The organism is Mycolicibacterium psychrotolerans, from assembly GCF_010729305.1.
GTDB lineage: Bacteria > Actinomycetota > Actinomycetes > Mycobacteriales > Mycobacteriaceae > Mycobacterium > Mycobacterium psychrotolerans.
Genome location: NZ_AP022574.1, coordinates 2,345,651 through 2,358,833, shown reverse-complemented (window position 1 = coordinate 2,358,833; position 13,183 = coordinate 2,345,651). Strand labels below are relative to the sequence as shown.

The window sequence follows — 13,183 nt, the reverse complement described above, 5'->3', positions numbered from 1 at the left end:
CTTAGCCATAGACTCCGGCGGTGCCTGTCCCCGCGCCTGTCCCCTGGGTGACCGCACCGGACGAACCTGCGCTGGCACAACTCGAGTCGGGCGTGGCGCACCGCTCGGGCGCGGCGCTGATCGGGCCCGCCGGCGTCGGCAAGACCTGGCTGACGCGCCGCGCGGTCGAGCGCCTCGGCGCCGACTTCCCCCGAGTCGACTGGGTGCACGCCACCTCGGCGCGCCGGTCGATACCGTTCGCGGCCTTCGAACATCTCCTCGAGGTGCCCGAGGTCGGGAAGACCGCAGCGGTGCTGCGCGTCGCCCGCGAGAGTCTGGGCGATGGCCGGCTGTTGGTGATCGACGACGCGCATCTGCTCGACCCGCTCTCGGCGGCGCTGGTCTACCAGCTGGCCGTGGGCGCGACAGTGCGAATACTGTTGTCCGCCAGCGACAACGAGGCCCCCGCCGAGATCGCCGCGCTGTGGCGGGACGGCCTGGTGACCCGCGTCGACGTGGACCCGCCGGGCCACGATGACGCCCGGCTCATGGCGCAGGTGACCGACTTCGTCGACGCCCTGCCCGCCGCCTCCCGCCGGGTGCTGGAGGTCCTGTCGGTGTACGAACCGCTCAGCCTGGAGGACGTGGCGGTGCTGACCAGCGCACACGCCGTCGACGAGGCCGTGCAGACCGGCGCGATCGCCGTCGACGACGACGGGGTGCGTGCGGCGCACCCGCTGTTCTGCGACGCGGTGCGCGGCGAGCTGGGCGGCCCCGACCTGCGGCGGCTGCGCACCGCGGTGGTGGGGCGCCTGGCCGCGGCGGGGCCGCGCGGAGTGGTCGGCCGGCTGCGGCTGGCGACGCTCGCCATCGGCAGCGACCGGCCGCAGCCGGTGGCCGAGGTGTGCGCGGCCGCGCGCGATGCGCTACGGCTGGGCGATCTGGAACTCAGCGAACGGCTGGGCCGGGCCGTGCTCGAGCGGGAGCCGGTTCTGGACGCGCGTCTCACGGTCGGGTACGCGCTGGCGTGGCAGGGCCGCGGCCGTGACGCCGACGCGGTGCTCGCCGAGATCGATCCCGGCGCGCTGGGCGAAGAGGAGCTGATGGCCTGGGCCCTGCCCACCGCGGCCAACCAGTTCTGGATGCTGTCCGAACCGGAACGCGCCACGGCGTTCCTGCAGGCGACCCGCGGCAAGGTCAGCTCCGCGGCGGCACGCACGACGCTCGACGCGCTGTCGGCCACCTTCGCCATGAACGCCGGAAACCTGGGTCGCGCAACCGAACTCGCACACCAGGTGCTGGACTCTACGATCGCCGACGAGACCGCGATCGGGTGGGCGGGTTCGGCGGCGGCGTTGTGCGCGGCCCGGATGGGCCGGCTGGCCGAGGTCGACGCGCTGGCCGAGCGGGCCATGTCGGCCGGGCAACCGGGGCTGCTGCGGTTCACCAGCGGCTTCGGTCAAACCACCGCGCTGCTGCTGAACGGCGAACCCGACAGGGCGCTTGCGCTGGCGCAGCGGCTCACCGATTTCGCCCAGCGCAGGCAGCCCGGACGCGCGATCGGCGAGGTGCTGACGGCCGACGTGCTGATCGCGACCGGTGAGACGCCGCGGGCGGTTCCCCTGTTGCGGGACGCGGCCGTGGCGCTGGCGCCGACGGGGTACTCGTGGGGGCCGCTGGCGTGGATGCTGCTGGCGCAGGCGCTGGGCCGGCTCGGGGAGACCGTCGAGGCGGGAAAGGCGTTGGCGCGCGCGGAGTCCCGGCACGGGTTGAAGTCGATGCTGTTCGCACCGGAGCTGGCGCTGGCCCGGGCGTGGACCACCGCGGCGCGCCGGGACTCCCACGGCGCGGTGGCGGCGGTGCGCGATGCCGTCAAGGCCGCCGAACGCGGCGGGCAGCACGCCGTCGCGCTGAGGGCGGCGGCCGACGCGGTGCAGTTGGGTGATCCGCGCGGCGTCGAGACGCTGCGCCGGCTGTGTGACACCGTCGACTGTGCGTTCGGCCGGGCCGCGCTGGCCGCGGCCGAAAACGCCTGAGGGTCAGCGCAGCACACCGTCGTCGATGTCCAGGGTGCGGTCGACGCCGATCCCGGCCAGGAACGCGTCGTCGTGGCTGACGACGACGAACGCGCCCCGATAGGCGGCCAGTGCGGCTTCGAGCTGGGCGACGCTGACCAGATCCAGGTTGTTGGTCGGTTCGTCGAGCAGCAGCAGCTGCGGCGCCGGTTCCGCGAACAGCACGCACGCCAGCGTCGCGCGCAGTCGCTCCCCGCCCGACAGCGCGCCGACCGGCAGATCAACAGCGTCACCGCGAAACAGGAATTGTGCCAGCAGATGCCGTCGGCGCGTCACGGACAGCGTCGGGGCGGCCGTGGCGAGGTTGTCTGCCACCGTGCGCTCGTCGTCGAGCAGATCCAACCGCTGCGAGAGGTAGGCGATCCGGCCGTCGAAGCGCTCGACCGTGCCGCCGTCGGGCGGGATCTCCCCGAGCAGTATTCGCAACAGCGTGGTCTTTCCGCTGCCGTTGCGCCCGGTCAGGGCGATCCGCTCGGGACCGCGCACCGTCAGGTTCACCCCGGCGAGCACCTGCCGCCCGCCTCGCTCGAGACGGACATCGTTGCACCGCAGCAATGTTCGCCCCGCCGGCACCACGGTGTCCGGCAGGTCCAGGACCAGGGTCTCGTCGTCGCGCACCGCGCGCTCGGCCGCCTCGAGCCGGGCACGGGCATCGTCGAGCCGCCGGGCGTGCACGTCGTCGGCGCGTCCGGCGGTCTCCTGCGCGCGCCGCTTCATCGCCCCGGCGACGATCTTGGGCAGGCCCGCATCGGGCAGCGAGCGCCGGGCCGTGCCGGCGCGCCGGTCGGCGCGCTCCCGGGCCTGCTGACGCTGGCGCTTCTCCCGCTGGAGGTGCTGCTCGGCCTGCCGGACCGCGCTGCGGGCGGCCTGTTCGGTACCGTCGACGGCATCCCGGTAGGCGTTGAAAGCGCCTCCGTACAGAGTGATTTCGTCACCACGCAGCTCGGCGATGCGGTCCACGCGGTCGAGCAGCACCCGGTCGTGGCTGACCAGCAGCAGGCAGCCGCCGAACTCGTCGAGCGCCTCGTAGAGTCGACCGCGCGCGTCCCGGTCGAGGTTGTTCGTCGGCTCGTCGAGGAGCAGAACGTCGCTGCGTCGCAACAACTCCCGTGCGAGTCCCAGGGTGACCACCTCACCACCGGAGAGGGTGCGCAGGGATCTGTCCAGACTGATGTGGCCGAGTCCGAGGCGGTCGAGCTGGGCGCGGGCCCGCTCCTCGGCCTCCCAATCCTCGCCGATCGCGGCGAACACCTGCTCGCCGGCATCGCCGCGGGCCAGTGCGTCGAGCGCGGCGATCACGCCGGCCACGCCCAGCAGTTCGGCGACCGTGCGGTCGTCGAGCAGCGGCAGCGTCTGGGGCAGGTAGCCGACCGTGCCGTCGACGGTGACCGTGCCTGCGGTGGGGGTCAGCTCGCCGGCGACGAGCTCGAGCAGCGTGGTCTTGCCCGCGCCGTTTCCGGCGACGAGCCCGGTGCGGCCGGGACCGACCGAGAACGACAGGTTGGTGAACACCGGGGTGTCGTCGGGCCAGGAGAACGAGACGTGCGACAGGACGATCGATGGCATGGGGGAACTCTCGAGACGTACTCGTGGGGAACAGACGGCGGGACGAGGTCGTCAGCGCGAGAGCATGGGTCCAGGGTAACCAGACCCGTCAACCGATTAAGTACCGCCGCAACATCTCGGTGACCGCGGTGATCTGTCCGACCTCGACGTGCTCGTCGGCGCGGTGCGCGGTGTTCGGGTCGCCCGGACCGTAGTTCACCGCGGGGACACCCAGCGCCGCGAACCGCGACACGTCGGTCCAGCCGTACTTGGCCCGGACCTCTCCCCCGGCGGCGGCGACAAGCGCGGCCGCCGCGGGCCGGCTCAGGCCGGGCAGTGCTCCCGCCGCGGCGTCGGTCAATTCGACGGCCACGTCGAGTCCGTCGAACACCTCACGCACATGCGCATAGGCCTGCTCGACGCTGCGGTCGGGCGCGAAGCGGAAGTTCACCGTCACCGAGGCGGCGTCGGGGATGACGTTGCCGGCGACGCCGCCCTCGATCCGCACCGCCGACAGGCCCTCGCGGTACACGCAGCCGTCGATGTTCACGCTTCTCGCCCGATAGGCCTCCAGCCGGGCCAGCACAGCGCCGAGCTTGTGAATCGCGTTGTCGCCCAACCATGATCGGGCCGAGTGCGCGCGGGTGCCGGTGCCGCCGATGACGACCCGCAGGGTGCCCTGGCAGCCGGCCTCGATCAGACCGCCCGACGGTTCCCCGAGGATCGCGACGTCGGCGGCCAGCCAGTCGGGCATCTCCTTCTCGATGCGGCCGAGGCCGTTGGCCGATGCCTCGATCTCCTCGCAGTCGTACATCACCAGCGTGATGTCATGCGCCGGGTCGGCGACGGTGGCGGCCAGGTGCAGGAACACCGCGTCGCCGGACTTCATGTCGGAGGTGCCGCAGCCGTAGAGCAGCTCACCGTCGCGGCGGCTGGGCACGTTGTCGGCGGCGGGGACGGTGTCGGTGTGGCCGGCCAGCAGGACGCGCGAGGGCCTGCCGAGATGGGTGCGGGCGAGCACGGCGTCGCCGTTGCGGACGATCTCGAAGCCGGTGGTCTGTTCGCGCAGCGCGGTCTCGATCTCGTCGGCGATGCGCTGCTCGTGGCGTGATTCGCTGGGGATGTCCACCAGCGCCGCCGTCAGCGCGATCGGATCACCATGAAGGTCGAGCACGAGACACCACGTTAGCCGGTTCGCTAGCGTGAGAGCCCCGGACGCGTCCGCCGGAGAGGGAGGGCTCAGCCGAATGACGCCGTCACCGCAGGAGCCGGACTACCGCTTCACCCTCGCCAACGAGCGGACGTTCCTGGCGTGGATCCGCACCGCACTGGCGCTGATCGCCGGCGGGGTGGCCATCGTCCAGTTCGTGCCGGCATTCGGGATCGCCGGGGTGCGGCACCTCTTGAGCGTGACGCTGACCCTGGCAGGCGGCCTGCTCGCCGTGGTCGCCGTCCGGCGGTGGCGCATCGTGCAGGAGGCCATGCGCAGCGGCGCCGAGTTGCCGCGGACCCGCATTCCGGTTCTCCTCGGGACCGGCATCTTCGTGATGACGCTCGGCGTCCTCGTCGTCCTGCTCGTCTGGCCGCCGGCGGACGGCTGACGTGCCCGCGCCGGAGACCGCCAAGCCAGGTCTGCAGGCCGAACGAACCCTGCTGTCGTGGGAGCGCAGTTCCCTGGGCCTGCTCGTCGGCGGAGCGTTGATGATGATCCGCCACCACGGGCCGCCCGTCGCGGGGCGGACCGTGCTGGCGGCGGTGGCCGGGCTGCTGGCGCTGATGGTGCTCGGCCTCAGCTACCGACGGTCGCGGCGCATCAGGAAAGAAGCCACCACCGTCGAGGTGCCCTCGCTGGAGGTGGCGCTCCTCGGCTACGGGACGGCGGCCTTCGGTTTCGCGGTGGCGGTCGCGCTCGCCCTCTCGGTGTGAGCGGTCAGTACTCGATGGCCTCGATCAGCGGCGACGGCTCGTCCATCAGCGCCCAGAACCGGTCCCGAATCGCCACGGTCATCGGACCGGGTTCACCGGAGCCGATCGGCTCGCCGTCGAGGGTGTTGATCGGGGTGACACCGCCGGCGGTGGTGACGGCCATGATCTCGTCGGCCTCGTAGAGCTCGTGGCTGGTGACGTCGCGCAGCGTCGCCTCGATGCCCATCGCGTCGGCGATCTCGAACACCGTCTTGCGGGTGATGCCGGGCAGCGCGTTGCGCGACGGCGACGCCAGCACGCCGTCCTTGACGATGCACACGTTGAAGCCGGGGCCTTCGGCCACACAGTTGTCGGCGTCGAGCAGGATCGCCGTCCGCGCGCCGCGGTCCTTGGCCTCGAAGCTGGCGGCGGTCAGGTCGCCCCACTGGTAGTTCTTGATGGTCGGGTCGACGGTGTTGCGCCCGGCGCGGCGCACGTGCCGGGGCACCACCGCGGTGGTGCCGAAGATCTGCTCGTACGGCGGGAACGCCCACAGGTAGGGAATCGCGTAGATGTACACCTGGTGGGTGAGCTTCGACAGGTCCTTCTCGCCCTTGCGGCGGCCGTAGCCGCGGGTGACGGTCAGGTTGACGAACGACTCGCGCAGCTGCGACATCGACACGCACTTCTTGGTGATGTCCGTGAGTTCGTCCTTGCTCATCCCGGCGTCCAGGCGCAGCTTGCGCGCGCCGTCGAGGAGGCGGTCGAGGTGATCGCCGAGCCGGAAGATGTTGCCGTGCCACACATGCGCCACGGTGTAGGTCAGATCGGAGTGGCCGAATCCTGTGTCGAAGATCGAGATCCGGGCGTCCTCGGCCGGGATGAACTCGCCCTCGATCCAGGCGACGCCGCCGGCGAACGGGCTGGAGGTGTCGAGTTCGTACTCGCTGTACTGGATCACCGAGCCGGGCGGGGTGTCTTCGCGGATGGCGCCGGGCTCGACGGCGACGAGGTTGGAGGTTCCGAGGTCGGAAACAGCAGTCATGTCAGGTCCTTTCGGGGATCAGAGTTGGTGGGTCTTGGCGTACGTCGCGCCGGCGTCACCGCGCGCCAGGCGCGCCTTGAGGCCGGTGGCCCACCACAGCGCCGCGACGGCGACGATGCCGAGGAACACCCACTTGTTGCTGGTGAACTGCGGAAGGAAGAGCAGGGCCACCGCGACGGCGAGGAACACCACGAGCGCCGTCACGTAGAGCGGAAGCCGGAACCGGCCGAGGTCGAAGGTGCCGGGCTCACCCTGTGGGATCGTGCCGCGCCGGTAGCCGACGATCAGGCCGATGGTCTGCAGGATGTAGACGAAGAAGAACAGCAGCGACGCGATGCCGATGATGTAGTTGAACGCCTTCTCGTTGACCAGCGCCGAGAGCAGCAGAACCGTTGACAGGCAGCCCAATCCGAGCACCGCGTACGTCGGAGCCTTGCTCTTCGGTGAGACGTGGCGCCATACGTGGGAGAACGGCAGCATGTTGTCGCGGGCCATCGAGTACGTCAGCCGAGTGGCCACCAGGATGTTGGCCAGCAGGCACGCCAGGATGTTCGTCAGCGCGACGGCCACCACGATCTTGGTGACGACGGGACCGGCCTGCTGGGTGATGATCTCCTCGATCGGGGCGGCCGAATTGGCTTCGACCGCAGCGGCATCCTTGATGGCCAGCACGTAGACCACGTACATCAGGAATTCGATGACGATCGAGGTGATGAGCGCGTAGAACATGGTCTTCGGCACCACGCGGCGGGCGTTCTTGGTCTCCTCGGCGACGTCGGCTCCGGATTCGACGCCGATCAGGCCGAAGAACGGCCCCAGCGCCGCGGCGAGCCACGCCAGCAGGTAAGAGTCCTTGTCGCCGGACTGCCCGCCGGTGAACAGGGTCGAGATCGGCTGGTGGTTCTCCGGCGCCGAGAACGCGATGATCGCGATGAGCGCGGTGGCGCCGACGGTGATGACCAGTTCGAGGCTGACGCCGATGTTGTTGACCATCGTTGCGAACCGCACGCCGTAGATGTTGATGAGTACGCAGACGAACACCACGGCGATGGCGAGCAGGATCTGCGCGCTCTGGCTCATGCTCCAGCCGAACAGCCCGCCGAGGTAGCCGGACAGGATGAAGCCGACGCCGGTCATGCCGCAGACCCAGCCCAACAGCGCGATGAACCCGGTGAACCAGGCGAGGTTCGGCCCGTTGATCCGACTGATCCATTGATAGGAGTAGCCGGCGAGGGGAAGTTTGGCGGTCAGGTCGGCGGCGATGAACGTCCACAGTGCGAACACCGCGCCGGCGAGCAGCAGCGTCCAGACGAACGGTGCGCCTGCGGTGAAGTAGCCGGCGCCGAAGCCGGTGAACACCGCGGTGGTGGCGCTGATGGTGGCGAACCCGATGGCGAAGGACGCCAGGGTGCCGACCGAGCGGTCCAGCTTCTGGGCGTAGCCCAGTTCGGCCAGGACCGCGTCCTCGGCGTTCGGCGTCGGGACGGGCTGTTCTGTATGAGTGGGTCGGATCACTGCGTCGGTCATGGTCGCTCCAGGTCAAGCCGTGGGGATGAACACCTGCAGACAGACAACCGTCATTACGCCGACACCGGAAGTTCGATCTTTTGATCTAGTCATAAGCTGCGTTTATCAGTGCCGCTCACCTCAATACTCGCCTCCGCTCCATTGCTCCTGGACGAGCCGGACCAGGGCGTCGGCTTGCGGGGTCAGGTTGCCGGGATTCCAGGCCAGCGCGGTGTGGCTGGGTGGCCTGTCGTTGATCGGCACGTAGGCGATGCCGGGCCGGTCGTAGAACCGGGCCACCGACGAGGTGGTGAAGCTGATGCCCAGCCCGCGGGCGATCGCGGTGGTCTCGGCCTCGTAGGTGGCGGCCACCGCGGCGATCGTCGGGGGCCGGTTGCCGCGCACGTCCATCGCGAGCCAGTAGTCGCGCCAGGTTCCGGCGGTCAGGGGCGCGCACACGATCGGGTCGTCGAGCAGTTCGACGATCGAGACCTCGTGGTGACCGGCGAGCCGGTGGTCGCGCGGTAGGCAGGCCACCCACGATTCGGAGTCCAGGATCAGCATGCGGTGCTCGGGCAGGTCGACCGGCGGCCGGATGATCGCGACCTCGGTGGTGCCATCGGCCAGGCCCGCCGTCGGGTCGGCGAAATCGAATTCGATCGGTTCGACGGTGACGTCCGGGTAGGCGGCCTCGAAGTGCCGCACCAGCCGGAACAGCAGGTCGGCCCCCGTGCCGATGAGGTAGCCGACGCGCAGCACCCCCAGGCGCGTACCCGAGAGCGTGACCAAATTGTCGACGACGGCGTCGACACCGGACAGGGCCTGCTGCACCTGCGGCAGCCAGGCGGCGCCCAGATCGGTGAGCGCGACCTCGCGGGTGTTGCGCCGGAACAGCACGACACCGAAATGGTGCTCGAGTTGCTTGATGGCGGTGGACAGGGCGGGCTGGGTGATGAACAACTTCTCGGCGGCACGCCGGTAGTTGAGCTCCTGGCCGAGGACGGCGAAGTAGCGCAGTTGGCGCAACGTCACGTCGGTACTCGTGGTTCGCCTCCTGACCTGGTCGGGACACCGTGAAGCGATGCTAGGCGCACCGGTAGCCTGAAGCACCGTGACTTCAGCAGCTTCTGGCGCTTCCGGTATCGGCCTGGCCACCCTCGCCGCCGACGGGACTGTTCTCGACGTGTGGTTCCCCGCTCCTGAACTGGGCGCGGACGGTGTTTCCGGCGGCACCGTGCGGCTCTCGGTCGCCGAGGTGCCCGCCGAGCTGGCGGAGCTCGCCGGCCGCGACGAGGACCGCGACGTCGAGACCGTCGTGGTCCGCACGGTGATCGCGTCGCTGGAGGACAAGGCCGTCGACGCCTACGACGCGTATCTGCGGCTGCATCTGCTCTCGCACCGGCTGGTGGCGCCGCACGGGCTGAACGCCGACGGATTCTTCGGCGTACTCACCAACGTCGCGTGGACCAACTACGGCCCTTGCGCGATCGAGGGTTTCGAGACGGTGCGCGCCCGGCTGCGCCGGCGCGGCCAGGTCACCGTGTACGGCGTCGACAAGTTCCCCCGGATGGTCGATTACGTGATGCCGTCGGGGGTGCGCATCGCCGACGCCGACCGGGTCCGGCTGGGAGCGCATCTGGCGCCTGGCACCACGGTGATGCACGAGGGCTTCGTCAACTACAACGCCGGCACGCTGGGCAGTTCGATGGTGGAGGGCCGCATCTCGGCCGGTGTCGTCGTCGGCGACGGGTCCGACGTCGGTGGCGGCGCGTCGATCATGGGCACGCTCTCCGGCGGTGGCACGCAGGTGATCTCGATCGGCAAGCGGTGCCTGCTCGGCGCCAATGCGGGCCTGGGCATCTCGCTGGGGGACGACTGCGTGATCGAGGCCGGGCTGTACGTCACCGCAGGCACGAAGGTGGTCACCGGCGACGGTCAGAGCGTGAAGGCCCGGGAGCTCTCCGGCGCGAACAAACTACTCTTCCGCCGCAATTCGCTGACCGGGGCGGTCGAGGTGGTCAAGCGCGACGGCACCGGCATCACGCTGAACGAGGCGCTGCACGCCAACTGACGCCGGTCAAGCCCGTTGCCGCGCCGCCCACGCGGCCAGCGCGTCGGGCGTCGTGATGTGGTCGAGCGCCCGGATCACCGCGCCGTGCAGTGGTCCGTCCTCACCGTGCTGGGCGTCGCGCACCGGGGGCGGTGACTCCTTGCGGAACGCCATCAGCGCGTCGCGGTAGGCGGCCTCGAACTCCTCGGTGGCGTGTGCCCGCAGCAGCGCCGCGACGCCGCCCAGCGTCACCACCTGAGGATCGTGCAGGTTCACCAGCGCTCCGGTCCCGCGGCCGAGCGAGGCCGCAACCTTCCGAAACGCTCTGCGCGTCTCGGCATCCCGACGCTCGGAGAGCCCGTGCAGATAGTCGACTGGGTCGGCGGGCTCGTCGGCGCCGAGGTGACGCGCCATCGCACGACCGTCGACGGTGAGATCCCAGCAGCCGCGGGCGCCACAGGGGCAGACCAGCGCCGGATCACCGAACGGGATGTGACCGTACTCCCCCGCCGCGCCGTGCGCTCCGGACACCGGTTCACCGTGCACCACCAGAGCCCCACCGACACCCTTGGCCACCATCAGAAACAGCGCGGTCGTCGCGGCGCGGGCGGCACCGGTGCGCGCCTCCGCGAGCCCCGCCAGCGTGGCGTCGTTGCCGACCAGGACCGAAACCCCGGCGCGGCGCGGGATTTTCGCAATCAGCACCGTCAGGTCGACGTCGCGGCGGCCGCGCGGGGTGAACTGCACCAGCCGGGCATCGCTGACCGTTCCCGCCACCGACACCGAGACCGCCGTCAGCCGGTTCGCATTGCGGCGATAGGCGGTGCCGATCGCGCTTGCCAGCCGTCCGAGCGCGTCATCGAGGTCGCCCCGGTATTCGTGGTGCGCCACCACGTCGGGCCTGCCGTCCACACCGGCCAGCGCCAGCCGCCAGTCCGCGGCGCGCAGTTCCGCGGCCAGGACGAGCGGGCCCTCGTCATGGCCGCCGAGCACCGTGGTCGGCCGGCCCCGACCCCGCGCCGGAGCAGGCGCCTCGTCGAGCAGCCGGACGGCGCGCATCCGGGCGATCAGTTCGCTGGCCCCGCCGCTGCCGATTCCGAGATGCGCGGCAGCCGCGGCCCGGGTGATGCCCGGCTCGGCGCGCACGACCCCGAGAAGCTCGGCGGCACTGTGCCACCGGAGCCGTCCGGACTGCGGAGAGACCATGGAGGAGTATTCCTTTTGTTTAAACTCGGTGGTTGAGTATATTCATGATGCGTGAGTGTGACCACCGATCAGGCCGCGACGCGCGGACTTCGCGACGCTCTGCCCGCTCTGCTCTCGCTGGCGCTGGCATCGTGTCTGGCGGTCACGACCGAGATGCTCCCGGTGGGCCTGCTGCCCGACCTCGGTGCGGCGTTCGGGGTGTCGGACGCCACGACGGGACTGCTCGTCGGGCTGTACGCGGTGATGGTGGCCCTGTTCGCGGTTCCGCTGACGATGGCCACCTCGCGGTTCGCCCGCAAGCCGCTGCTGTTGGCCACCGTGGCGGGGTACGCGGTCAGCAACGCCGCCGTCGCCGCCGCCCCGTCGTTCGCCGTCGTCGCCGCCGGGCGGACCATCGGCGGTCTGACGCACGCGCTGTTCTTCTCGCTGCTGATCGGGTACACCCCGCGGCTGGTGTCCCGGGCGCTCGTCGGCCGTGCGCTGGCGATCGCCGGGTGCGGCGTGTCGGCCGGCCTGGTGCTCGGCGTGCCGCTGCTGACCTCGCTGGGCGCGGCGTCCGGCTGGAGGACGCCGTTCGCGGTGCTGGCCGTCGCGGCCGTGGGCGCGTTCGCGTTGATCGGCGCCGTGCTGCCGGGCGTGACCAACACCGGTCAGACCGGGGCGCGTGAGCCGGGGCGTCGCGGCCGGCTGGTCGCGGTGTCCGCGTCGAACATGCTCGTGTTCGTCGGGCACTTCACCGCCTACACGTTCATCAGCCTGCTGCTCCTCGGCAGCGGGGTGCACGCGGCGTTCATCGGGCCGATTCTGCTCGGCTGCGGCGCCTGCGGTCTGGTCGGACTGTGGTACGCGGGCCGGGGGCTGGACCGCAACCCGCGCGGGACGACACTGATCACCTTGTGCGCCAAGCTGATCGCGGTGGCGGCACTCGGTGTCGCGTGGCCGGTGATGGCGGGCGTGCTGGCCGCGACGGCGATCTGGTGCGGCGCGTTCGGCGGTGTGCCGTCGCTGTATCAGGCGTGCGCGGTGCGCACCCACGCGGTGTCCCCCGAACGCGCGGGCGCGTGGGTCAACGCCACATCGAATGTGGGGATCGCGGGCGGATCGGCGCTCGGCGCCGCGCTGCTCGGGACCGCCGGCCTGGGCGTGCTGCCGTGGGTCGCGATCGCGCTGATCGGCGCAGGCACCGCCGTCGCCGCTCTGTCCCGCAACGCTTTTCCCGCTCAGCCCTAGATCAGCCCGCGGCGTTGGGCCGCAGCGGCGGGCAGTTGCCCTGCGCATCGGCGGCCAGTTCGAAGTGCCAGATCTCGTTCGCGTAGATCTGGCACAGCCCGAACTGCCTGCCGTTGGCAATCAGCCACTGATCGGCCTCGGGCGGTCCGATGTCGATGGCCTGACCGGTGACGTGCTTGGACACCTCTGGGGTGGCCACGAACTCCGCGGCCGCCGTGACGCTGCCGTAGGTGCCCACCGCATTGTCGAACAGCCGCTGCTGGAAGCCTTTCGAACGCCAGCCCGAGGTGATGCGCAGGCCGATGCCCGCGGCCTCGGCGGCCCGCGCGGCGTTCTGCACGGCGGTCAGCAGTGCCGGATCGATCTGCGACAGAATCGGATTGGTGACGTCGAACGGCGAGAGCGTGGTGCCGTCGGGGAGCCAGCCGCCGGTGGTGTCGACGGCGGCGGGGCCGATCGCCAGCTGGTCACCGGGCGGAGGCGTCACCGGCTCCGGCGGCGGCGGGGGCAGCACGATGCTCGTCTGGGCGAGCATCACCTCCGGCGACTGCGCGCACGCGGTCAGCGTGACGGCCAGCGCTCCCCCGATCGCCGCGAGCGCGCGCGAAATGCCGGCGTGGCGCGGCGTGTTGCGTGCAGACA

At 70.8% G+C, this 13,183-nt stretch carries 12 protein-coding genes; 5 read left to right on the top strand and 7 right to left on the bottom strand.

Features of this window, described 5'->3' with window-relative positions:
* Window positions 1-20 precede the first annotated feature (20 nt).
* On the top strand, window positions 21-2,015 hold the full coding sequence (locus G6N45_RS11715) for an AAA family ATPase (protein WP_246228958.1): 1,995 nt from the start codon (window positions 21-23) through the stop codon (window positions 2,013-2,015).
* Between the two features lie 3 nt (window positions 2,016-2,018).
* Here G6N45_RS11715 and G6N45_RS11710 read toward each other — a convergent pair whose 3' ends face one another.
* Both G6N45_RS11710 and dapE read right to left on the bottom strand, forming a co-directional pair.
* The gene (locus G6N45_RS11710; RefSeq protein WP_163722476.1) at window positions 2,019-3,620 is read right to left on the bottom strand and encodes an ABC-F family ATP-binding cassette domain-containing protein; all 1,602 of its coding nucleotides are present in this window, start codon (window positions 3,618-3,620) and stop codon (window positions 2,019-2,021) included.
* A gap of 88 nt (window positions 3,621-3,708) precedes the next feature.
* A complete protein-coding gene (gene dapE, locus G6N45_RS11705) occupies window positions 3,709-4,773 on the bottom strand; it encodes a succinyl-diaminopimelate desuccinylase (protein ID WP_163722474.1) in 1,065 nt (354 codons plus the stop codon).
* 73 nt (window positions 4,774-4,846) lie between these two features.
* On the opposite strand from dapE, the gene G6N45_RS11700 reads away from it, so the two are divergent.
* Both G6N45_RS11700 and G6N45_RS11695 read left to right on the top strand, forming a co-directional pair.
* Entirely contained in the window at window positions 4,847-5,200 is a 354-nt protein-coding gene (locus G6N45_RS11700) for a YidH family protein (protein ID WP_163722472.1), read from the top strand.
* A 1-nt stretch (window position 5,201) separates the two neighbouring features.
* Entirely contained in the window at window positions 5,202-5,525 is a 324-nt protein-coding gene (locus G6N45_RS11695) for a DUF202 domain-containing protein (protein ID WP_163722470.1), read from the top strand.
* Between the two features lie 4 nt (window positions 5,526-5,529).
* On the opposite strand, the gene G6N45_RS11690 is transcribed toward G6N45_RS11695, so the two are convergent.
* The 3 genes from G6N45_RS11690 to G6N45_RS11680 form a co-directional block, all read right to left on the bottom strand.
* Window positions 5,530-6,549, bottom strand: coding sequence for an aminotransferase class IV (locus G6N45_RS11690; RefSeq protein WP_163722468.1), 1,020 nt, complete (start codon window positions 6,547-6,549; stop codon window positions 5,530-5,532).
* 18 nt (window positions 6,550-6,567) lie between these two features.
* A complete protein-coding gene (locus G6N45_RS11685; RefSeq protein ID WP_163722466.1) occupies window positions 6,568-8,076 on the bottom strand; it encodes an APC family permease in 1,509 nt (502 codons plus the stop codon).
* Window positions 8,077-8,196: 120 nt separating this feature from the next.
* Window positions 8,197-9,087, bottom strand: coding sequence for a LysR family transcriptional regulator (locus G6N45_RS11680; RefSeq protein WP_163722464.1), 891 nt, complete (start codon window positions 9,085-9,087; stop codon window positions 8,197-8,199).
* 79 nt (window positions 9,088-9,166) lie between these two features.
* Here G6N45_RS11680 and dapD point away from each other — a divergent pair, with 79 nt between their 5' ends.
* The gene (dapD, locus tag G6N45_RS11675) at window positions 9,167-10,126 is read left to right on the top strand and encodes a 2,3,4,5-tetrahydropyridine-2,6-dicarboxylate N-succinyltransferase (protein WP_163722463.1); all 960 of its coding nucleotides are present in this window, start codon (window positions 9,167-9,169) and stop codon (window positions 10,124-10,126) included.
* Between the two features lie 6 nt (window positions 10,127-10,132).
* On the opposite strand, the gene G6N45_RS11670 is transcribed toward dapD, so the two are convergent.
* A complete protein-coding gene (locus G6N45_RS11670) occupies window positions 10,133-11,311 on the bottom strand; it encodes an ROK family transcriptional regulator (protein ID WP_163722461.1) in 1,179 nt (392 codons plus the stop codon).
* 51 nt (window positions 11,312-11,362) lie between these two features.
* Between G6N45_RS11670 and G6N45_RS11665 the strand changes: the two genes are divergently transcribed.
* Entirely contained in the window at window positions 11,363-12,541 is a 1,179-nt protein-coding gene (locus G6N45_RS11665; RefSeq protein WP_179965312.1) for an MFS transporter, read from the top strand.
* 1 nt (window position 12,542) lies between these two features.
* Here G6N45_RS11665 and G6N45_RS11660 read toward each other — a convergent pair whose 3' ends face one another.
* Window positions 12,543-13,076: a M15 family metallopeptidase gene (locus tag G6N45_RS11660; protein WP_163728248.1), complete on the bottom strand. Its 534-nt coding sequence runs from the start codon at window positions 13,074-13,076 to the stop codon at window positions 12,543-12,545.
* Window positions 13,077-13,183 lie beyond the last annotated feature (107 nt).